The organism is Streptomyces sp. f51, assembly GCF_037940415.1.
Taxonomy (GTDB): Bacteria; Actinomycetota; Actinomycetes; order Streptomycetales; family Streptomycetaceae; genus Streptomyces.
In genome coordinates, this window is the sequence record NZ_CP149798.1 from 4,797,811 (window position 1) to 4,818,309 (window position 20,499).

At 69.6% G+C, this 20,499-nt stretch carries 17 protein-coding genes; 11 read left to right on the plus strand and 6 right to left on the minus strand.

Annotated elements, in window-relative coordinates; translation table 11 throughout:
- The first annotated feature begins 146 nt into the window (after positions 1–146).
- Complete coding sequence (locus tag WJM95_RS21020; RefSeq protein WP_339131237.1) at positions 147–470, plus strand: hypothetical protein; 324 nt, start codon at positions 147–149, stop codon at positions 468–470.
- 139 nt (positions 471–609) lie between these two features.
- Here the strand turns inward: WJM95_RS21020 and WJM95_RS21025 are convergent, their stop codons facing one another.
- Genes WJM95_RS21025 through WJM95_RS21040 form a run of 4 tightly spaced genes read right to left on the minus strand, consistent with a single transcriptional unit; the run spans position 610 to position 4,562 of the window.
- On the minus strand, positions 610–1,380 hold the full coding sequence (locus tag WJM95_RS21025; protein ID WP_339131238.1) for a succinate dehydrogenase/fumarate reductase iron-sulfur subunit: 771 nt from the start codon (positions 1,378–1,380) through the stop codon (positions 610–612).
- On the minus strand, positions 1,377–3,350 hold the full coding sequence (locus WJM95_RS21030; protein ID WP_339131239.1) for a fumarate reductase/succinate dehydrogenase flavoprotein subunit: 1,974 nt from the start codon (positions 3,348–3,350) through the stop codon (positions 1,377–1,379). Before WJM95_RS21030 ends, WJM95_RS21025 begins: the two co-directional genes overlap by 4 nt.
- Positions 3,351–3,368: 18 nt before the next feature.
- On the minus strand, positions 3,369–4,190 hold the full coding sequence (locus WJM95_RS21035; protein WP_339131240.1) for a hypothetical protein: 822 nt from the start codon (positions 4,188–4,190) through the stop codon (positions 3,369–3,371).
- 45 nt (positions 4,191–4,235) lie between these two features.
- Positions 4,236–4,562: a hypothetical protein gene (locus WJM95_RS21040; protein ID WP_339131241.1), complete on the minus strand. Its 327-nt coding sequence runs from the start codon at positions 4,560–4,562 to the stop codon at positions 4,236–4,238.
- 473 nt (positions 4,563–5,035) lie between these two features.
- Here WJM95_RS21040 and WJM95_RS21045 point away from each other — a divergent pair, with 473 nt between their 5' ends.
- From WJM95_RS21045 to WJM95_RS21075, 7 genes are all read left to right on the plus strand, one after another.
- Entirely contained in the window at positions 5,036–7,516 is a 2,481-nt protein-coding gene (locus WJM95_RS21045) for an ABC transporter family substrate-binding protein (protein ID WP_339131242.1), read from the plus strand.
- Positions 7,517–7,868: 352 nt separating this feature from the next.
- On the plus strand, positions 7,869–9,776 hold the full coding sequence (typA, locus tag WJM95_RS21050) for a translational GTPase TypA (protein ID WP_339131243.1): 1,908 nt from the start codon (positions 7,869–7,871) through the stop codon (positions 9,774–9,776).
- 875 nt (positions 9,777–10,651) lie between these two features.
- Positions 10,652–11,572: an ABC transporter permease gene (locus WJM95_RS21055; protein WP_339135729.1), complete on the plus strand. Its 921-nt coding sequence runs from the start codon at positions 10,652–10,654 to the stop codon at positions 11,570–11,572.
- Positions 11,573–11,728: 156 nt separating this feature from the next.
- Positions 11,729–13,537: an ABC transporter substrate-binding protein gene (locus WJM95_RS21060; RefSeq protein WP_339131244.1), complete on the plus strand. Its 1,809-nt coding sequence runs from the start codon at positions 11,729–11,731 to the stop codon at positions 13,535–13,537.
- Between the two features lie 94 nt (positions 13,538–13,631).
- Positions 13,632–14,612 (plus strand): ABC transporter permease, encoded by a 981-nt coding sequence (locus WJM95_RS21065; RefSeq protein ID WP_339131245.1) that lies wholly within the window; start codon positions 13,632–13,634, stop codon positions 14,610–14,612.
- Between the two features lie 9 nt (positions 14,613–14,621).
- Complete coding sequence (locus WJM95_RS21070) at positions 14,622–15,683, plus strand: ABC transporter ATP-binding protein (protein WP_339131246.1); 1,062 nt, start codon at positions 14,622–14,624, stop codon at positions 15,681–15,683.
- Between the two features lie 13 nt (positions 15,684–15,696).
- Positions 15,697–16,839, plus strand: coding sequence for an oligopeptide/dipeptide ABC transporter ATP-binding protein (locus WJM95_RS21075; protein ID WP_339131247.1), 1,143 nt, complete (start codon positions 15,697–15,699; stop codon positions 16,837–16,839).
- 123 nt (positions 16,840–16,962) lie between these two features.
- Here the strand turns inward: WJM95_RS21075 and WJM95_RS21080 are convergent, their stop codons facing one another.
- Positions 16,963–17,697 (minus strand): class I SAM-dependent methyltransferase, encoded by a 735-nt coding sequence (locus tag WJM95_RS21080; protein ID WP_339131249.1) that lies wholly within the window; start codon positions 17,695–17,697, stop codon positions 16,963–16,965.
- 154 nt (positions 17,698–17,851) lie between these two features.
- Here WJM95_RS21080 and WJM95_RS21085 point away from each other — a divergent pair, with 154 nt between their 5' ends.
- From WJM95_RS21085 to WJM95_RS21095, 3 genes are read left to right on the plus strand one after another with little or no spacing between them, the layout of a single operon-like run.
- Entirely contained in the window at positions 17,852–18,325 is a 474-nt protein-coding gene (locus WJM95_RS21085; protein WP_339131250.1) for a VOC family protein, read from the plus strand.
- Positions 18,326–18,366: 41 nt separating this feature from the next.
- The gene (locus WJM95_RS21090; RefSeq protein WP_339131252.1) at positions 18,367–18,879 is read left to right on the plus strand and encodes a DinB family protein; all 513 of its coding nucleotides are present in this window, start codon (positions 18,367–18,369) and stop codon (positions 18,877–18,879) included.
- Between the two features lie 2 nt (positions 18,880–18,881).
- A complete protein-coding gene (locus WJM95_RS21095; protein WP_339131253.1) occupies positions 18,882–19,286 on the plus strand; it encodes a VOC family protein in 405 nt (134 codons plus the stop codon).
- A gap of 143 nt (positions 19,287–19,429) precedes the next feature.
- Here the strand turns inward: WJM95_RS21095 and WJM95_RS21100 are convergent, their stop codons facing one another.
- The gene (locus WJM95_RS21100) at positions 19,430–20,476 is read right to left on the minus strand and encodes a dipeptide ABC transporter ATP-binding protein (protein ID WP_339131254.1); all 1,047 of its coding nucleotides are present in this window, start codon (positions 20,474–20,476) and stop codon (positions 19,430–19,432) included.
- Positions 20,477–20,499: the final 23 nt, after the last annotated feature.

Below are 20,499 nucleotides of genomic sequence, written 5' to 3' on the forward strand. Positions count from 1 at the left end.
AGGGACCCGCCCGCGTCCTCCCTCGGGGGGCGAGGACCGGGGCGACGCCGTACCGCGGACGAGGGCTCAGGAGAGGTGACCGTCCCCGGTCCGCGTGTCATGATCAGGTCGCGCGCCCTTACGGCGCGCGGGGGAATGGGGGTCCGATGCACTGGTATCTCGTGGGGATCGACGCGCTGCTCGTCGTCGCGTACGCCGGATTCGGCGTCGCGGCCCTGACGGCCTACTGGGTTCCGCCGTGGTTCCGGCGCCGGGTCGTGCGCCCGAAGCTGTTCGGATGGGGCGCGCTGGCGGGAGCCGCGGGCCTGGCCCTGTTCGTGCTGCCCGGACCCTTCCACGGCCCCGACGCCGACCTGACACCCGCCGCCATGGCGGGGATCCCCCTGTTCATCGCGGGCATGGTGCTCCAGGGCATGTCGCAGCACCCCGGCCGGCGCGGCGCGGCCCCCGCGGACACCGAGAACGGATGACGGCGGGCCGGGCGAGGGCGGGGGACGGTGTGCCGCCCCCCGGTCCTTGTCCCGGCCCGCGTCCCGTTCCGGCCCGCGTCCCGGGTCCTGTTCCGGCCGGCGTCCCGGTCCTGTTCCGGTCCGCGTCCTGGTCCGCCGCCTACGTCCGCCGTCGGCCGATCTTCGAGCCCAGCCACACGAGCGGGTCGTACTTGCGGTCGACGGCCCGTTCCTTCAAGGGGATCAGCGCGTTGTCCGTGATCCTGATGCCCTCGGGGCAGACCTCCGTGCAGCACTTGGTGATGTTGCAGTAGCCGAGCCCGTGCTCGTCCTGGGCCGTGGCCTTGCGGTCGAGGCCGGACTCCGCAGCCGCGTCCAGCGGATGCATGTCCAGCTCCGCCACCCGCATCAGGAAGCGCGGACCGGCGAACGCGGGCTTGTTCTCCTCGTGGTCACGCACCACATGGCAGGTGTCCTGGCACAGGAAGCACTCGATGCACTTGCGGAACTCCTGCGACCGGTCGACGTCCTCCTGCATCATCCGGTACTCGCCGGGGCCGACACCGGCGGGCGGGACGAAGGCCGGGATCTGCCGCGCCTTGTCGTAGTTGAAGCCGACGTCGGTCACCAGATCCCGGACGACCGGGAAGGCGCGCAACGGGGTGACGGTGATCGTCTCCTCCCGGGTGAACACCGACATCCGCGTCATGCACATCAGCCGCGGCCGGCCGTTGATCTCCGCCGAGCACGAACCGCACTTGCCCGCCTTGCAGTTCCAGCGCACGGCGAGGTCGGGCGCCCGGGTCGCCTGGATCCTGTGGATGATGTCGAGCACCACCTCGCCGTCGTTGACCTCGACCCCGAAGTCCTCCAGGCCGCCGCCCTTCACATCCCCGCGCCACACCTTGAAGCGGGCTTCGTAGCTGCTCACTCGTACAGCTCCTCTTCGGCGAGGTACTTGACCAGCTCCTCCTTCTCGAAGAGGGCGAGCAGGTCGGGGCGGATGGGCTGGGTGGTCTCGTTCGCCAGGTCGATCTGTCCGGCCACCGGGTCGGTCGCGGCCAGCCCGCCGGTGGGGTCGGCCAGCCGGCACAGCAGGTTGATCCGGCGCCAGGAACGCTCCATCGCCGGGTGGTCCTCGCGGGTGTGCCCGCCGCGCGATTCCGCGCGCTCCAGCGCCGCCCGTGCCACGCACTCGCTGACCAGCAGCATGTTCCTGAGGTCGAGGGCGAGGTGCCAGCCCGGGTTGAACTGACGGTGGCCCTCCACCCCGGCCCGGCGTGCCCGTACCCGCAGCTCGGCCAGCTTCTCCAGGGCCTGCTCCATCTCGCCCTCGCGGCGGATGATGCCGACCAGGTCGTTCATGGTCTGCTGGAGCTCCTGGTGCAGGGTGTACGGGTTCTCGGGCGGCTGTGCGGCGGGAGCAGCGCCCCGGGCGGACGAGGCGGGGACGGACTCGGGACCCTCGGCCGAGAAGGGCCGCAGCGCCTCCGCGGCGGCCGCGTCGACCTGGACGTCGTCCACGGGCGGGCGGGAGCCGGGCCCGGTGAGACCGGCCGCGTACTCCGCCGCGTGCCAGCCTGCCCGGCGCCCGAACACCAGCAGATCGGAAAGGGAGTTGCCGCCCAGCCGGTTGGAGCCGTGCATACCGCCCGCGACCTCGCCGGCCGCGAACAGCCCGGGCACTCCGCGTGCCGCCGCCGTGTCCGAGTCCACCGCGATGCCGCCCATCACGTAGTGGCAGGTGGGCCCGACCTCCATGGCCTCCGCCGTGATGTCCACGTCGGCCAGCTCCTTGAACTGGTGGTACATGGACGGCAGTCGGCGTTTGATCACCTCGGCGGGCATCCGGGTCGACACGTCGAGGAACACGCCCCCGTGCGGGGAGCCGCGGCCCGCCTTCACCTCGGAGTTGATGGCCCGTGCCACCTCGTCGCGCGGCAGCAGCTCCGGAGGGCGCCGGTTGTGGTCCGGGTCCTCGTACCAGCGGTCGCCCTCCTCCTCCGACTGCGCGTACTTCTCCTTGAAGACGTCGGGGACGTAGTCGAACATGAACCGCTTGCCCTCGGAGTTGCGCAGCACCCCGCCGTCGCCGCGCACCGACTCGGTGACGAGGATGCCCTTGACCGACGGCGGCCAGACCATGCCGGTGGGATGGAACTGCACGAACTCCATGTTCAGCAGCGGCGCCCCGGCGAGCAGTGCCAGCGCGTGCCCGTCGCCCGTGTACTCCCACGAGTTGGACGTCACCTTGAAGGACTTGCCGATCCCGCCGGTGGCGATGACCACCGAGGGCGCCCCGAGGACGAAGAAGCGCCCGGACTCGCGCTCGTAGCAGAAGGCCCCGGAGACCCGCTCCCCGTCCTTGAGTATCCGTGTGACGGTGCACTCCTGATAGACCTTCAGGCGCGACTCGTAGTCACCTGTCTCCTTCATGTCCTCCTGCTGGAGGGACACGATCTTCTGCTGGAGCGTGCGGATCAGTTCGAGTCCGGTGCGGTCGCCGACGTGGGCCAGGCGCGGGTACTCGTGGCCGCCGAAGTTGCGCTGCGAGATGCGCCCGTCCTTCGTCCGGTCGAACAGCGCGCCCCAGGTCTCCAGTTCCCAGACCCGGTCCGGTGCCTCGCGGGCGTGCAGTTCGGCCATCCGCCACTGGTTGAGGAACTTGCCGCCGCGCATCGTGTCCCGGAAGTGGACCTGCCAGTTGTCGCCGGAGTTCACATTGCCCATGGCGGCCGCGATGCCGCCCTCGGCCATCACCGTGTGGGCCTTGCCGAACAGCGACTTGCAGATCACCGCCGTACGGGCGCCGCGCTCGCGTGCCTCGATCGCGGCACGCAGTCCGGCGCCACCGGCACCGACCACGACGACGTCCCACTCCTGTCGGTCGACCACGGACATCAGGGGGCTCCACCCAATCTAGAAGAAGCGCGGATCGTCGAAGGCGCCGGACGCGACGAGGTACACGTAGAAGTCGGCGAGCGCCACGCTCACCAACGACGCCCAGGCCAGCAGCATGTGACGGGCGTTCAGCTTCCCGACCCACTGCCACATCCGGTACCGCACGGGATGCCTGGAGAAGTGTTTGAGCTTCCCGCCGACGATGTGCCGGCAGGAGTGGCAGGAGAGGGTGTACGCCCAGATCAGCGTGATGTTCACCAGGAACACCAGGGAGCCGAGGCCCATGTGGCCCCAGGCGTAGTGCTCGTCGCGGAAGGAGAGCACGGTGTCGTAGGTGAGGATGCCGGCGACGACGAGGGCCGCGTAGAAGAAGTACCGGTGGACGTTCTGGAGGATCAGCGGGAAGCGCGTCTCGCCCGAGTACTTCTTGTGCGGCTCGGCCACCGCACAGGCCGGGGGGCTCGCCCAGAAGCCCCGGTAGTAGGCCTTGCGGTAGTAGTAGCAGGTCAGCCGGAAGCCGAGCGGGAAGACCAGGATGATGATCGCGGGGGAGATGCCCCACCAGCTCCCGAACAGGTCCGCGTTCGGGCCGGAGCGCATCGTCCCGCACCGCTCCGCCAGACAGGGCGAGTAGAACGGCGAGACGTAGGGCGCCGCGTAGTAGTGCGTGTCCGAGAAGGCCCGCCACGTCGAGTACACGACGAAGGCCAGCAGCCCGGCCGCGGTGGCGGCCGGCGCCAGCCACCAGCGGTCGGTCCGCAGATGCGGGGCGGCGATCGCGGCGCGCGTACCGCCGCGCACACCGCCGCTGTTCGGATGAGGTTCCGTACCAGTGGCCAACTTCGCACTCCGGTCGGGTTCGGGGGCGCGCCGAGGTCGGGGGCGCTAGTGGGAGGGACCGTGGTGCGCGCCGAGACCCTCGTCGTCGGAATCGGTCCACAGGGAGCTGTCGTACGGCGTGTCGGGGACGGGCACCAGGTCGGGCAGCCGGCCGTACGCCGGCCCCGCAGGTCCCGGCACGCCCGGGAGCGCGGCCGCGCGGCCCGCGGCGGACTCGCGCAGCAGCGCGAGGCTCTCGCGCAGGTGGTCGGCGTCGGCGCGCACACGGCGCATCTCCAGACCGGCACCCATCTGCTGTTCCAGGCGTCCCACCGACCGGTGCAGATCGTCGAGGCAGCGCTGGACTGACGTCAGGTCGTCGTGCACGGACATGACTTGCCCTCACTTCCGTGGGCCCCGCGGCCTTCAGGCGGCAACGTTCATGCGCCTGCGAGTGTTGCGCGTCACCCGCGTCCGTGTGAAGGCGTGTGCACGGATTGACGGCCGGCGCGCTCCAGAACGGGCTCCGCGCGCCGGTTCATTCGCCCCCGCGCCGGTCGGCCCGCCCGCGCGCCCCGGAGCGGACGGGCGGGCCCGGCGGCAGGCCGGACGGCGTGCGGATGCGGGCGGCGGGGCGGTGCGCTCCCGTGCCGTCGACCCGTGCCCCGGCCTCGGCGCGGACCCCGGCGCGGTTCCGGATTGCGCCGCACGAGTGGGGTTCGGCGTGCCCGCCGCCGTGTCGCCGCCGCCCCTCCGCCGCACTGCTCTTCAGTTGGCACGTAGATCGGATCAACTCACTAATACCGCCGAACGGGACCAGGAAGAGACCAGCCCCCGCGGCGGAGCGTCCCCCGGAGGTTGCAGTGATGTCCCACGAAGGCGTCGGACTGCGCGCGGTGATGCGCTCGGCCGCATTCCTCACCGCTGGCGTGCTCGCGGTACCCGCCCTGGCCGCGTGCAGTGCGGACGACGAGTCGGACAGACCCGTGGCCGTGCAGGACATCGCGCCCGCGTCCCGTGACCTGATCGCCGACGGCGGCACCCTGCGCTGGGCCGTGGACGCCGTACCGGCGACGCTGAACGCGTTCCAGGCGGACGCGGACGCCGCGACCTCGCGGGTCGCCGGTGCCGCCCTGCCCTCGATGTTCCGGCTGGACGCGAGCGGCCGGCCGCAGATCAACTCCGACTACCTGGAGTCGGCGAAGGTCGTGGGCACGTCGCCCAAGCAGGTCGTGCTGTACAAGCTCGACCAGCAGGCCGTCTGGAGCGACGGACGCGAGATCGGCGCCGCCGACTTCGCCGCCCAGTGGCGCGCCCTGTCCGGCAAGGACTCCGCGTACTGGACAGCACGCAACGCCGGCTACGACCGGATCGAGAAGATCGAGCGGGGCAAGAACGACCTGGAGGTCCGCGTCACCTTCAGCCGGCCCTACGCCGACTGGAAGGCGCTGTTCTCGCCGCTGTACCCGAAGGACGTCATGGGGACCGCGGACTCCTTCAACGACGGCGCCCGGCGCACGCTCAAGGTCAGCGCGGGGCCCTTCGCGGTGAAGACGGTCGACCGCAAGTCCGGCCAGGTCCGCCTCACGCGCAACGCGCGCTGGTGGGGGCGCCCGAGCAAGCTCGACGAGATCGATCTCGTGGCCGTCGCCCGTGACAAGCGGGCCGAGGCGCTCGCCGACGACGAGCTCGACCTGGCCGAGATCGACCCCGCCGAGGCCGAGCGCGTCACCCTCGCGGCCCGGCACAAGGACGGCGCCCCGTTGCAGGGGGCCTCCGCGACGGCCGGGCGGCACACGGCCGGGACGAAGAGCGAGAAGGACCCGTCGGGGAAGAAGGCCGACAGAAACGAGTCCGAGGAGGAGGACGGGAAGAACCCGGCGGACGAGAGCACCGGGCACGACAAGAGCGACAAGAGCGACAAGAGCGACAAGGACGAGAGCGCCGGGCACCAGAAGAAGCACGGCACGAGCGGCTCGTCCGAGGAGAAGGACAAGGGCGAGAAGAGCGGGAAGCACACGTCGGGGAAGAAGGACGACCCGAGCGACGACGGCGAGCGGGGCGACGGGAGCGTACGGGGGGAGGCGGGCGCCCGGGGAACCGGCACGAAGGAGGACGCCTCCTCCGGGTCGGCGCTGAGCCACTTCGTGGTCCGCAAGTCCCTCGAACCCGCGTACACCCAGCTCGCCCTCAACGGATCCGCGGGCCCCCTGGCCGACGAGCGCGTCCGTCGCGCGGTGGCCCGTGCCCTGGACCGCAAGGGACTCGCCCGGGTCGTCCTCCAGCCGCTCGGCCTGCCCGCCGAACCGGTCGGCAGCCATCTCGCCCTGGCCGGACAGGCCGCGTACGCCGACAACAGCGGCGCCCTCGGCAACCAGGACGCCGCCGAGGCGCGGGCGCTGCTCGCGGACGCCGGATGGGTGCCGGGCGGGCCGGTCACGCAGCAGAAGAAGACGGAGAAGGCCGCCGGGTCCAAGGGCAAGAAGGGGGACAGCACCGAGGACGACCGGCCGGGCGCGGGCGGGACCTACGACCTCGGCGAGGACGACAAGCCCGCCGACGCCCCCCGGGAGCCCGCGCAGGACCCCAAGGACCACGCCGGTCGGCAGGAGCAGCAGGCCGGCGTGAGGCCGGGCGCCCACACCGACGAGCAGGCCGCCCGGCATCTGGACGGACGGCAGTACGCCGGCCGGGGCGGGCTCCCGGGGGCGTACGCGCCGAAGGGGACTGCCGCGCCGAAGGGGACGGCCGCTCCGGCGGGCGCCGCGTCCAACGTCCTCGCCAAGGACGGCAAGCCGCTGACCCTCCGCTTCGTCGTGCCCTCCGGCACGGGCTCGGAGTCCCTGCGGCTCGTGGCGGACCGGATCGCACGGATGCTCCAGCGCATCGGTGTCCGTACGGACATCACCAAGGTCTCCGACGACAGCTATTTCAAGGACCACATCGCCTCGGGGCAGTACGACCTGGCGCTCTACTCGTGGCCCGCCTCCGCCTTCCCGGCCACCGACGCCCGCCCGATCTACGCCAAGCCCGTGCCGGCGGCGGACGGCTCGCTGAGCGTCGAGCAGAACTACACCCGCGTCGGGACCGACCAGGTCGATCAGTTGTTCGATCAGGCGCTCTCGACGCTGAACGAGGACGAGGAGCGCTCCCTGGTCCGCAAGGCGGACGCCCGGATCTGGGCCGCCGCCGGTTCCATCCCCCTCTACCAGCGCCCCCAGCTGGCCGCCGCCCGCGTCGGCCTCGCGAACACCGGAGCCTTCGGATTCCAGACCCCGGTGTACGAGGACATGGGCTTCCTGAAGAAGGGCGCGAAGCCCTCGGCGAGCCCGTCGAAGAGCGGGTGACCCGCGGCTGAGGATTCCGTGGCCGGAAACAGTACGACCTCCCCCCGTATCCGGTGACCGTCGCTGGATACGGGGCGGCCACGGGCCCCGCACGGCGTGTTCGGGCCCCGGCGTCGTGCGCCGCCCCGGGAGACGCAGGCGGCGGAGAGCGCCTGATCAACGTGACCGGGATCACCGCGTCCGGCCCCTGGGATGCGGCCCGCGGAGGCCGCGTTCGGCCCTCGCGCCCGGTCCCGCGGAGGCCGCTTCTGTCAAGGCCACGTACCATGGGGTAAGGCCGTGGCGTGTGCAGCCCGGCAGTGGCCCCGCGGATGCGGAGGCCGTCCACTCACTCCGGGAGAAGCGCCTCACTATGGCCACGCGCCACGACATCCGCAACGTCGCCATCGTCGCCCACGTCGACCACGGCAAGACCACCCTGGTCGACGCCATGCTCAAGCAGGCCGGTGCCTTCGCCGCGCACGCCGCCGAGTCGCTCGACGATCGCATGATGGACTCGAACGACCTGGAACGTGAGAAGGGCATCACGATCCTGGCGAAGAACACGGCGGTCAAGTACCACCCGAAGGATGGCGGCGACGCCATCACGATCAACATCATCGACACCCCCGGCCACGCCGACTTCGGTGGTGAGGTCGAGCGCGGTCTGTCGATGGTGGACGCGGTCGTCCTGCTGGTCGACGCCTCCGAGGGCCCCCTGCCGCAGACCCGCTTCGTGCTGCGCAAGGCGCTCCGGGCCCGCCTGCCCGTCATCCTGTGCATCAACAAGACGGACCGCCCGGACTCGCGCATCGACGAGGTCGTGAACGAGGCCTACGACCTCTTCCTCGACCTGGACGCCGACGAGGACCAGATCGAGTTCCCGATCGTCTACGCGTGTGCGCGTGACGGCGTCGCGTCGCTGACCAAGCCGCAGGACGGCACCGTCCCGGCCGACAGCGACAGCCTGGAGCCGTTCTTCTCCACGATCCTCGAGTCCGTCCCGGCCCCGTCCTACGACGAGTCCGCGCCGCTCCAGGCCCACGTGACCAACCTGGACGCCGACAACTTCCTCGGCCGTATCGCGCTGCTGCGCGTCGAGCAGGGCGAGCTGCGCAAGGGCCAGACCGTCACGTGGATCAAGCGCGACGGCACGATGTCCAACGTGCGCATCACCGAGCTGCTGATGACCGAGGCGCTCACCCGCAAGCCCGCCGAGGTGGCCGGCCCCGGTGACATCTGCGCCGTCGCCGGTATCCCGGACATCATGATCGGCGAGACCCTCGCCGACCCCGAGAACCCGATCGCGCTGCCGCTGATCACGGTCGACGAGCCGGCGATCTCCATGACCATCGGCACCAACACCTCGCCGCTCGTCGGCCGCGGTGGCACGGGCAAGGGCGCGGACGCCAAGTCCGCGGTCAAGGACCGCAAGGTCACCGCCCGCCAGGTCAAGGACCGCCTCGACCGCGAACTGGTCGGCAACGTCTCGCTGCGCGTGCTCGACACCGAGCGCCCGGACGCCTGGGAGGTCCAGGGCCGCGGTGAGCTCGCGCTCGCCATCCTGGTCGAGCAGATGCGCCGCGAGGGCTTCGAGCTGACCATCGGCAAGCCGCAGGTGGTCACCCAGGTCATCGACGGCAAGGTCCACGAGCCGGTCGAGCGCATGACGATCGACGTGCCCGAGGAGCACATGGGCGCGGTCACGCAGCTCATGGGTGTCCGCAAGGGCCGTATGGACAACATGTCGAACCACGGCTCCGGCTGGGTCCGTCTGGAGTTCGTCGTCCCGTCCCGCGGCCTCATCGGCTTCCGGACCGAGTTCCTGACCGGCACGCGCGGCACGGGCATCGCCCACTCCATCCACGAGGGCCACGAGCCGTGGTTCGGCACCCTGACGACCCGTAACAACGGCTCGCTCGTCGCCGACCGCTCCGGCGCCGTCACCGCGTTCGCGATGACGAACCTCCAGGAGCGCGGTGTGCTGTTCACCGACCCCGGCACCGAGGTGTACGAGGGCATGATCGTCGGCGAGAACTCGCGCGCCGACGACATGGACGTGAACATCACCAAGGAGAAGAAGCTCACGAACATGCGGTCCGCGTCGGCCGACACGTTCGAGGCGATCGTCCCGCCGCGCAAGCTCTCCCTGGAGCAGTCGCTGGAGTTCTGCCGCGACGACGAGTGCGTCGAGGTGACCCCGGAGGCCGTTCGCATCCGCAAGGTCGTCCTCGACCAGAAGGAGCGCGGCCGCACCGCGAGCCGCGCCAAGCACGGCTGATCCACCGGACCCGCCGGCCTGATCCACTCGGTCCGGCCGGCTGATCCGAAGGCGACCTGAGCCCGGGTGCCCCCGCATGGGGGCATCCGGGCTTTTTTGTCACCCGGTTTCCGCCCTCCCGTGTCCGAAATGCGGTGCGTCCAGACCGATAGGCATGTAACACGTCCGTTTCGGGGGCTTCTCCCGCAGATCATTTTGTCCAGATTTTGGAAGATGTACGCGGCAGCTGTGATGGAACCGAGACCTAAAGGCTGTGGTCGGTTATCTGGCTCATGTCAGATAGTTAGCCGCGTAACGCTCGGGTCAATGGGTCATGCGCTGTGGGGACAGCGCCGACTCACGAGCACAGTGGGGTGCTTGATCCTCCGTCAGGGGTGTCGGAGGTCAGCCAGTACCCCTCCTGTCCGTGCACCGGTTGAGTCATGAGGAGGTACCCATGTGCGGTGTCATCAGCACCCTGTGGGTCACATCGTCCCCTGCGGTCCGCGATGACGGCGCGGAGTTCCGAGCCCGGATCCGCGCCCGAGCGTACTGACGCGGGGGCCGGCGTCGACGTCCGGCCCGACGGGACCGTGCCGTGGTTTCAACTACGCGCGTCCCGCTGGGGTTTCCGGACGACTGCCGGGCAATTGACGTCTCTTCTGAACCGAACGGTGGCCGGGCACGCCAGGTGACGGCCGCCGGCCCGGCACAGCCCGATCCGCTCCGGCGGGCGGGCGGCGCCGGGTACGGCACACCCACACTTGCGGAATGGGCGAATTGTGACGAGTCCTATCGAGACTGAGGACGGCGCGGAACCGGTCGTCGCGCACGGCGGGCAGGCGGCGACCACGAAAACCGAGGGCGATCCGCTCGTCGGCCGGTCTCCCGGCCGACTGATGTGGACCCGTTTCAAGAGGGACCGCTCGGGGGTCATCTCCGCCTACGTCGTGGGGTTCTTCTTCCTGATCGGGGTGCTCGCCCCGCTGATCGGCAAGCTGTACGGCAAGAATCCGTACACGGTGTACGCGGACGAGCGCCCCGAGCTGTTCGACAGCGCCGGTGTGCCGCTCCAGCCCAACGGCGGTATCAGCAGCGAGTTCTGGTTCGGCCTGGAGCCGGGCAACGGCTACGACGTCTTCACCAAGCTGATCTTCGGCATCAGGACCTCGCTGATGATCTCCGTGGCGGTGACGGTCACGGTCGTGCTCACCGGCATCCTGCTGGGAGTCACCGCCGGCTACATCGGCGGAAGGGTCGACTACGGCATCAGCCGTGTCATCGACTTCCTGCTGGCCTTCCCCTCGCAGCTGTTCTTCATCGCGAGCATGCCGGTCGTGGTCTCGCTCTTCGTGAGCCCGCGCGACGAGACACCGACCTACGTACGGGTGATCGCGCTGATCGCCGTCCAGTGGGCGCTCGGCTGGATGAGCCTCGCCCGCATCCTGCGGGGAACCGCACTCGCCCTGCGCGAGAGGGAGTTCATCGAAGCGGCCAAGGTGAGCGGGGCTTCCCCCTGGCGGATCATCCGCAAGGAAGTGCTGCCCAACGTGGTGACACCGCTCCTGGTGCAGACCACCTATCTGCTCCCCAACTTCGTGACGATCGAGGCGGGTCTTTCGTTCCTCGGCGTCGGGATCGTCGAACCGACGCCCGACTGGGGCCAGATGTTCTCCAAGGCATCCACGGAACTCGTCCTCCAGAACGACATCACCTACATGTTCTTCCCGGGCGTCTCGATGATCATTTTCGTCGTCGCGTTCAACCTGCTCGGGGATTCGGTCAGGGACGCCTTCGATCCCAAGACGGCTCGCTGACCACAGAGTTGTGGGCGCCTTCGCCCCGATCACGATCGGCATCTCCACAGCACCTCAATGCGCAGTCACAGGTCCGAAGACCGCAGACCGCAACTCACAGGCACCACAGGTGCACTTGTTCGCACCGGTGACAACAGATGGGTAGGAATCTGAGTGATGAGTAGGGGCGGACGCCACGCATACGCCGCAATCTCTGTGCTCGCGGCGGGAGCTCTCGTGCTCACCGGTTGCAGCAAGGGCGGCAGCGACAAGGGGAACAACAACAACAAGGACAAGGAGAACGCGCAGCGGCAGCAGGCGTCGATCAAGTTCGGCAGCACCGCCGACTCCACGGGCCCCGCGGCCGAGGTACCCGGCGCGAAGAGCGGCGGCACGATGGAGGTGCTCCAGCGTGACAGCTACGCGCACCTCGACCCGGCCCAGATCTACGTCTCCGACGAGGGGTCCCTCGCCACGCTGATCCACCGTGGTCTGACCGGCTACAAGTCCACGAGCGACGACGGCTCCAAGCACGAGATCGTCGGCGACCTCGCCACCGACTCCGGCACCACGACGGACGGCGGCAAGACCTGGAAGTACACGCTCAAGGACGGCATCAAGTTCGAGGACGGCTCGGCGATCACGTCCAAGGACGTCCGCCAGACCTTCGAGCGCCTCTTCGCCCCGTTCATCAACCAGGGCCCGCCCTACATCCAGCAGTGGCTCGCCAACAGCCCGGGCGCGGACTACCGCAAGCTGCTGAAGGACGGCCCCTACAAGGGCAAGCACCTGCCGGACAGCATCCTCCAGACGCCGGACGCGAAGACCGTCGTCTTCAAGTTCCAGACGCCGCACCCCGACCTGCCGTACGCCCTCGCCATGGCGGGCTACGCGGTCGTCTCGGCCAAGGGCGACACCAAGACGAAGTACGACCGGGCGCCCGTGACGACCGGACCGTACAAGATCCAGTCGTTCAAGTCCGGCAAGTCGATGGTCCTCGTGAAGAACACCAACTGGGACCCGAAGACGGACCCGATCCGTCACCAGTACGTGGACCAGTTCAACATCACGTTCAACCAGCAGTTCGAGACGTCCACCAAGACGCTGCTCGCGGACACCGGCGCCGACCAGGCCGGCGTCAGCTTCAACAACCAGGTCGACGCGGGCAACCTCTCCAAGGTCCTCGCCGACCCGAAGATGAAGTCCCGTACGGTCTCGGGCTTCCAGCCCTACGTCGGCCAGATGAACATCAACATGACCCACCCGGCCCTGAAGGACAAGAAGGTCCGCGAGGCCATCGCCTACGCCCTGCCGATCACGCCGTTCGTGCGTGCCTACGGCGGCACCGACGCGATGGAGGTCGCCGGCGGTCTCATCAGCCCGACCGTCAGCGGCTACGACGCCTCCTTCGACCCGTTCGGCAAGAAGAAGAAGCCGGCCGGTGACCCGGAGAAGGCCAAGGCCCTGCTGAAGGAAGCCGGCAAGGTGGGCATGAAGCTGACCTTCGGCTACATCAACACCCCCGAGGGCCAGCAGTACTCCACCGCCATGGCGGCGGGTCTCCAGAAGGCGGGCTTCAACGTCCAGCGCCAGGAGATCCCGGCGGAGACCTACTACGACCAGGTCGGCAAGGTCGACAACAACTACGACATCTTCCACACCGCGTGGGGTGCCGACTGGCCGTCCGCCTCGACCGTGATCCCGCCGCTGTACGACGGCCGCGCGATCGCCGACGGCGCGCAGAACTACTCGCACGTCAACGACCCCAAGGTGAACGCGGACATCGACCGCATCAACAAGATCACCGACCCGGTCAAGGGCGCGGCCGAGTGGGAGAAGGTCGACCAGTACCTGGTCAAGGACATCGTCAACGTCGTCCCGACCGCGTACTACAAGCAGTCCCAGATCGCCGGCTCCAAGGTCGGCGGCCTGGTCTACGACGACGTGATCGGTGGCGTCGACCCGCGTCGCCTGTTCGTCAAGTAACCGTCGCCCTGACGGGGCCCGGCGCGCTCGCCCTCGGCGAGGCAACCGCGCCGGGCCCCGCCGGGCCCGCTGACGTCTGAGAGCTGCCCCTGTCATGCTGCGCTTCCTCATTCGCCGGACACTCGGCGCCGCCGTCATTCTCTTCCTGCTGAGTATCGTCGCGTTCCTGCTGTTCTTCGGGATGCCGAGGGACCCGGGCCTGCTGATGTGCGGCAAGACCTGCACGCCCGCCAACCTCGCGAACATCCATCATGTGCTCGGCCTCGACAAGTCGATCCCCGAGCAGTACTGGATCTTCCTGCACAACCTCGTGCTGGGCAGCAACGGCTTCGACCAGGGACCGTGCCCCGCACCCTGTTTCGGGTACTCGTACCACACCAATGAGGCGGTCTGGGGCACGCTGATGGACCGCCTGCCCACGACGGTGTCGCTGACCCTGGGGGCCGCGGTGTGCTTCCTGGTCGTCGGCCTCGGCACGGGCATGCTCTCCGCGTGGAAGCGCGGCACGCTCGTGGACAAGACGGTCACCGCCGGCGCGATGGTGCTCAGCTCGATGCAGATCTACTTCCTCGGCCCGCTGGCCCTGGCGGCCCTCGTCTACCAGAGCCACCTCTTCGACAAGCCCGCCTACAACGACTTCACCGCGAACCCGGTCAGCTGGTTCACCGGACTGATCATCCCCTGGGTGATCCTGTCCACGATCTTCGCCTCGCAGTACACCCGTATGGCGCGCTCGTCGATGATCGAGCAGCTCCAGGAGGAACACGTCCGCACCGCGCGGGCCAAGGGCATGTCCCGCAAGTACGTCTTCTTCCGCTACGCCTGGCGCGGTTCGCTCATCCCCATCGTCACCATCTTCGGCATCGACCTCGGCTCGCTGCTGGGCGGCGCGATCATCACCGAGTACACCTTCGGACTGCCCGGCCTCGGCAAGCTCGCCGTCGAATCGGTGTTCTTCAGCGACCTGCCCCTGCTGCTGGGCGTGATGCTCTTCTCCGCCGCCATGATCCTTCTGTTCAACATCATCGTGGATGCCTGCTACGCCTTCATCGACCCGCGCGTGCGGCTGTCCTAGGAGCAATCCGTGACCACTCTGACCAAGGAATCGGGCGCCGGCACCCCTGCGGACCAGGGTCCCTTCCTGTCGGTGCGTGACCTGTACGTCCGGTTCAAGACCGAGGACGGTGTCGTCAAGGCCGTCGACGGGCTCTCCTTCGACCTCGAACGGGGCAAGACCCTCGGCATCGTGGGGGAGTCGGGCTCCGGCAAATCGGTGACCAACCTGACGATCCTCGGCCTGCACAACCCGATGTTCACGAGCATCGAGGGCGAGATCGTGCTCGACGGGCAGGAGCTGATCACCGCCCGCGAGTCGGAGTTGGAGAAGGTGCGCGGCAACAAGGCCGCGATGATCTTCCAGGACCCGCTGACGGCGCTGTCCCCGTACTACACGGTGGGCCGGCAGATCGCCGAGCCGTTCTGGAAGCACACCGGGGCGTCGAAGAAGGCCGCCTGGGACCGGGCGGTGGAGATGCTCGGCAAGGTCGGCATCCCCAACCCCAAGGAGCGGGCGAAGGACTATCCGCACCAGTTCTCCGGCGGTATGCGCCAGCGCGCGATGATCGCGATGGCACTGGTCTGCGACCCCGACCTGCTGATCGCCGACGAGCCGACCACCGCGCTCGACGTCACCGTGCAGGCCCAGATCCTCGACCTCCTGAAGAACCTCCAGCAGGAGTTCGGCTCGGCCATCATCTTCATCACGCACGACCTCGGCGTCATCGCCGACATGGCCGACGACATCATGGTGATGTACGCGGGCGGGGCGGTGGAGCGCGGCACGGTGAACGAGGTGCTGCGCGCGCCCCAGCACCCTTACACCTGGGGCCTGCTGAACTCGATGCCGCGCCTCGACTCGGACCTCGACACCCCGCTGGCCCCCATCCCCGGCGCGCCGCCCTCCCTGCTGAGGCCGCCGTCGGGCTGCCGGTTCCACCCCCGCTGCACCTTCCAGGGCGAGGTCGGGGGCGCGCGCTGCGTGGACGAGCTCCCGCTGCTGCCGGCGGGCCGGGGAGGCGCGTGCCACCTCACGGCCGAGCAGAAGCAGACCATTTTCATCGAGCAGATCAAGCCCCGGCTGCGGTAGGGAGAAGAGCGTCATGAAGGAAGACGTCGAGAAGGACGTCACCGCGGGCGCCGCCACGCTGCCCGCCCCGCGCGCCGCCGGCTCCGACGGCTCGGCCGAGCCGCTGCTGGTGGTCGACAACCTCGTCAAGCACTTCCCGGTCAAGGGCGGCTTCCCCATCCGGCGCACCATCGGCGCGGTGCAGGCCGTGGACGGCATCGACCTCACCGTGAACGTGGGCGAGAGCTTCGGTCTCGTGGGGGAGTCGGGCTGCGGCAAGTCGACGACCGGACGCCTGATCACGCGTCTGCTGGAGCCGACGGCCGGCAGCATCAAGTACCGCGGCCAGGACATCAGTCACGCCAGCCGCAAGGAACTGGCGCCGGTCCGCTCCGAGATCCAGATGATCTTCCAGGACCCCTATTCGTCGCTGAACCCGCGCCAGACCGTCGGCAAGATCATCTCCGCGCCGATGGAGGTCAACGGGATCGAGCCGCCCGGCGGCCGCGAGAAGCGGGTCCGGGAGCTGCTGGAGATCGTCGGTCTCAACCCCGAGCACTACAACCGCTTCCCGCACGAGTTCTCCGGCGGCCAGCGCCAGCGCATCGGCGTGGCCCGCGCGCTCGCGCCCGAGCCGAAGCTGATCGTCGCGGACGAGCCGGTCTCCGCCCTGGACGTCTCCATCCAGGCGCAGGTGGTCAACCTGCTCCAGAAGGTGCAGAACGAACTGGGCATCGCGTTCCTGTTCATCGCCCACGACCTGGCGGTGGTACGGCACTTCTCGCAGCGCGTCGCCGTCATGTACCTCGGCAAGGTGATCGAGGTCGGCGACCGGGGTTCGATCTACACCCGGCCCCGGCACCCCTACACCCACGCCCTGCTCTCCGCCGTCCCCGAGGTCGAACTGGAGGCGTCCGACAAGGCTCCCCGGGAGCGCATCCGGCTCGCGGGCGACGTGCCGTCCCCCATCTCCCCGCCGTCGGGCTGCCGCTTCCGCACCCGCTGCTGGAAGGCGCAGGACAAGTGCGCCCAGGAGGAGCCGCCGCTGGTCCGTCTGTCGGGCAACCGCGAGGGTCACCTGACGGCGTGCCACTTCCCGGAGGACCCGACCACCGAGGCCCGCGACGAGGACATCGTGCTGGACCCGGCACTGGTGGCCCTGGAGGACACTCCCTAGGGCGTACCCGCCGTACGTGAGGGGCCCGCCGCCGTCGCGCGCGGGCCCCTTCGCGTACGGGCGGTGCTCCCTCCGCGTACGGGCCGTGGCTCCGTTCGCGTACGGGCCTGGGCCCCCGTCCGGTCAGGCCCGGCCGGCGACCGTGATGATCTCGGGTGCGGTGGGGGAGGGCGGCCGGCGCGCCCAGTCCCCGTACTGCTCCCGCACGACGAACCCGGCCTCGCCGAGGAACCCGCGCAGGGCGTCCGCTCCCAGGAACCGCAGCGTGCTGCGGCTGACCCTCGGGCACCCCCAGCCCGCGTGCTCGAACGTCTCGCTGAACGTCACACGGTCCCCGAGCACCGGGGCCTCCACCTCGTGCCGTACCCGTACGGCGTTCCCGTCCGCGTCGCGCACCTCGCGCGCCCGGTCCGGCCGCCAGGTCTCCCACGCCCGGGCGCCGGGATTGCGGGTCTCGAAGACGAACCGCCCTCCGTCGCCCAGGGCCTGCCGCACGGCGGCCAGCGCGGAGCGCACCTCCTCGTCGCCCAGCAGCACCTGGAAGGCGTGCCCGGTCATCACCACGAGGTCGAACTCCCGCTCCCAGCGCACCGATCCGAGGTCCCCGAGCACCCACTCGACGTCGGCCCGCCCGCGTGCCTGCACCAGCATCGCCGCGGCGGGATCCAGCCCGCACAGGCGCCCCTCGTGACCGGCCCGCCGGGCACGTGTCAGCAGGCGTCCCGTCCCGCATCCGACATCGAGCACGGACCGTGCGGACATCACCAGATCCAGGTAGAAGTCGTCGCTCGGTCCCCACGGATTCAGCGCGTCGTACAGGGCGGCGAGCGAGACGTCACTGAACGAACGGTCAGTCATCGCAGCAGTCTGTCAGCCCGCCGGGCCATCCGAAACCGTTGATCGGGAAGGAATCGGGTGAGCGAGTGGCCGGAAAGAATCGCAGGTTGAACGGGTGGTACAAGGGAACCGGGAGACGACCGGCTCCGGCACCGCTCACGAGAATCGGGACGAGATGCTGCACCACGTCGAGCTGTGGGTACCTGATCTGGAGCGGGCCGTGCGCTCCTGGGGCTGGCTGCTGGAGCGGCTGGGGTACGCGCCGTACCAGGACTGGCCGGACGGCCGCAGCTGGCGGCTGGGAGAGACCTACCTCGTCTTCGAGCAGTCCCCCGCCCTGACCGCCGGCCGCCACGACCGTCTGCGCCCGGGACTGAACCACCTCGCCTTCCACGTCGCGAGCGGAGCCGAACTCGACGTTCTCGTCGCCGAGGCCCCGGCACACGGTTGGACGCTCCTGTTCCCCGACCGGCACCCCCACGCGGGCGGTCCCGGCCACCGGGCCGCCTATCTGGAGAACGGCGACGGATTCGAGGCGGAACTGGTGGCCAGGCCGGACGGGCCGCCGCACGGCGGAACCCCCGGACAACAGCAGCCGCAGGACGGATGGTTGACGTCGAGACGCGAGCCGCCTTCCCGGGGATGTTAATCGCTCGACATCGGCCGGGCGGGCCGGGATGCTTCACCCCGATGACTTCACAGAAACGAACGGACAGGCCCCCGGCCTGGGACGAGCGCACCCAGCTGGCCACCTTCCTCGACTACGCCCGTGCCACCGCCCGCGCCAAGTGCGAGGGCTTGTCGGCGGAGGACGCCCGCAAGGCTCCGCTGCCCGGATCGCCGCTGATGACGCTGAGCGGGCTGATCAACCATCTCCGCTGGGTCGAGTACTACTGGTTCCAGGTGGTCTTCCTCGGCGAGGAGGACAAGGGTCCCTGGACGGACGAGGACCCCGACCGCGAGATGCGCATCGCCGTCGACCTCCCGCTGTCGCAGCTGCTCGACGAGTACGAGGAACAGAGCTCCCGCTACAGCGAGTTGGTGGCCGCCCACGACCTCGACGCCAGGGCCGAGCGGCCCGGCCGCGACGGCAGGCACGTGGACCTCCGCTGGATCGTCCTGCACCTCGTGGAGGAGACCGCCCGGCACAACGGCCACATCGACATCCTGCGCGAGCTGGCCGACGGCCGGACGGGGGACTGACCATGACCGAGGCACCGCTCTCGCACCCCACCATCCGTACGATCACCTTCGACTGCACCGGCGATCCCTACGACGTCGGGCTGTTCTGGAGCAGGCTGCTCGGCAGGCCGCTCCACGACGACGACAAGCCGGGTGACCCGGAGGCGGTCATCGAGGATCCGTCAGGCGGCCCGACCCTGCTGTTCGTTCAGGTCCCCGAGGGCAAGACGGTCAAGAACCGCGTCCACCTCGACCTGACCCCGCACGGCCGCACCCGCGACGACGAGGTCGAACGCGCCCTGTCCCTCGGCGCCCGCCGCGTCGCCGACCACATCCGCCCCGACGGCGGCGGCTGGGTCCTCCTCGCGGACCCGGAGGGCAACGAATTCTGCATGGAACGCGGCCCGTTGGAGATGGGCGGGGCCTGAGCGGGACCGTGCCGCCACACGGGAGAAGGCCCGCACCGGAGTGGTGCGGGCCTTCGTTCCCCTGGAACCGGCGTTCGTGGGCTCGGGTCAATGGGCCGGGAAGGTCGGTTCCTGAAAGGGGGCGGCTGACGAAAAGGGGTGTGTCAGACCGCCGCCTCGGGGTCCTTGGCGAGACGCGGGGCCGGGACGGTCTCCGTCGTCTCCGGGTAGTGGCAGGCCGTCAGGTGACCGTCGTTGCTGCCCGAGATCTGCACCAGCGGCGGAGCGTCGGTCGCGCACTTCTCCGTCGCCTTCCAGCAGCGGGTGCGGAAACGGCAGCCGGACGGCGGGTTGAGCGGCGAGGGGACGTCACCCTTGAGCAGGATGCGCTCACGGGTCGGGACGTCGTCCGCGGTCGCCTCGGGAACGGCGGACATCAGCGCGCGCGTGTACGGGTGGCGCGGGTTGTCGTACAGGTCCTCGCGGTTGGCGATCTCGACGATCTTGCCGAGGTACATCACCGCGACGCGCTGCGAGAAGTGCCGCACGATCGCGAGGTCGTGGGCGATGAACAGGAACGCGATGCCCAGGTCCCGCTGGAGGTCCTGGAGCAGGTTGACGACCTGCGCCTGGATGGAGACGTCGAGCGCCGAGACCGGCTCGTCCGCGACGATCAGCTTCGGCTGGAGCGCGAGCGCGCGGGCCACGCCGATGCGCTGGCGCTGGCCGCCGGAGAACTCGTGCGGGAAGCGGTTGTAGTGCTCGGGGTTGAGACCGACCGTCTCCAGCAGCTCGCGGACGCGCTTCTCGTGACCGCCGGGCGGGTTGATCCCGTTGATCTCCATCGGACCCGAGATGATCTTGCCGACCGTCTGCCGCGGGTTCAGCGAGGCGTACGGGTCCTGGAAGATCATCTGGATCTCGGAGCGGACCGGCGCCAGCTGCTTGCGGTTGGCGTGCGTGATGTCCTGGCCGCGGTACTTGATGCTGCCGCCGGTGGGCTCCAGCAGACGCGTGACCAGCCGGCCCGTGGTCGACTTGCCACAGCCGGACTCGCCGACCAGGCCGAGGCTCTCGCCCTCGGCGACCTGGAAGTCGAGACCGTCCACGGCCTGGACCGCGCCGATCTTCCGCTTGAAGGGGAAGCCGCCCATCACCGGGAAGTGCTTGGTCAGTCCGGTGACGTCCAGGAGGGGGTTCGTGTTGCTCATGATCGTGAAGTCCCGTCTCAGTT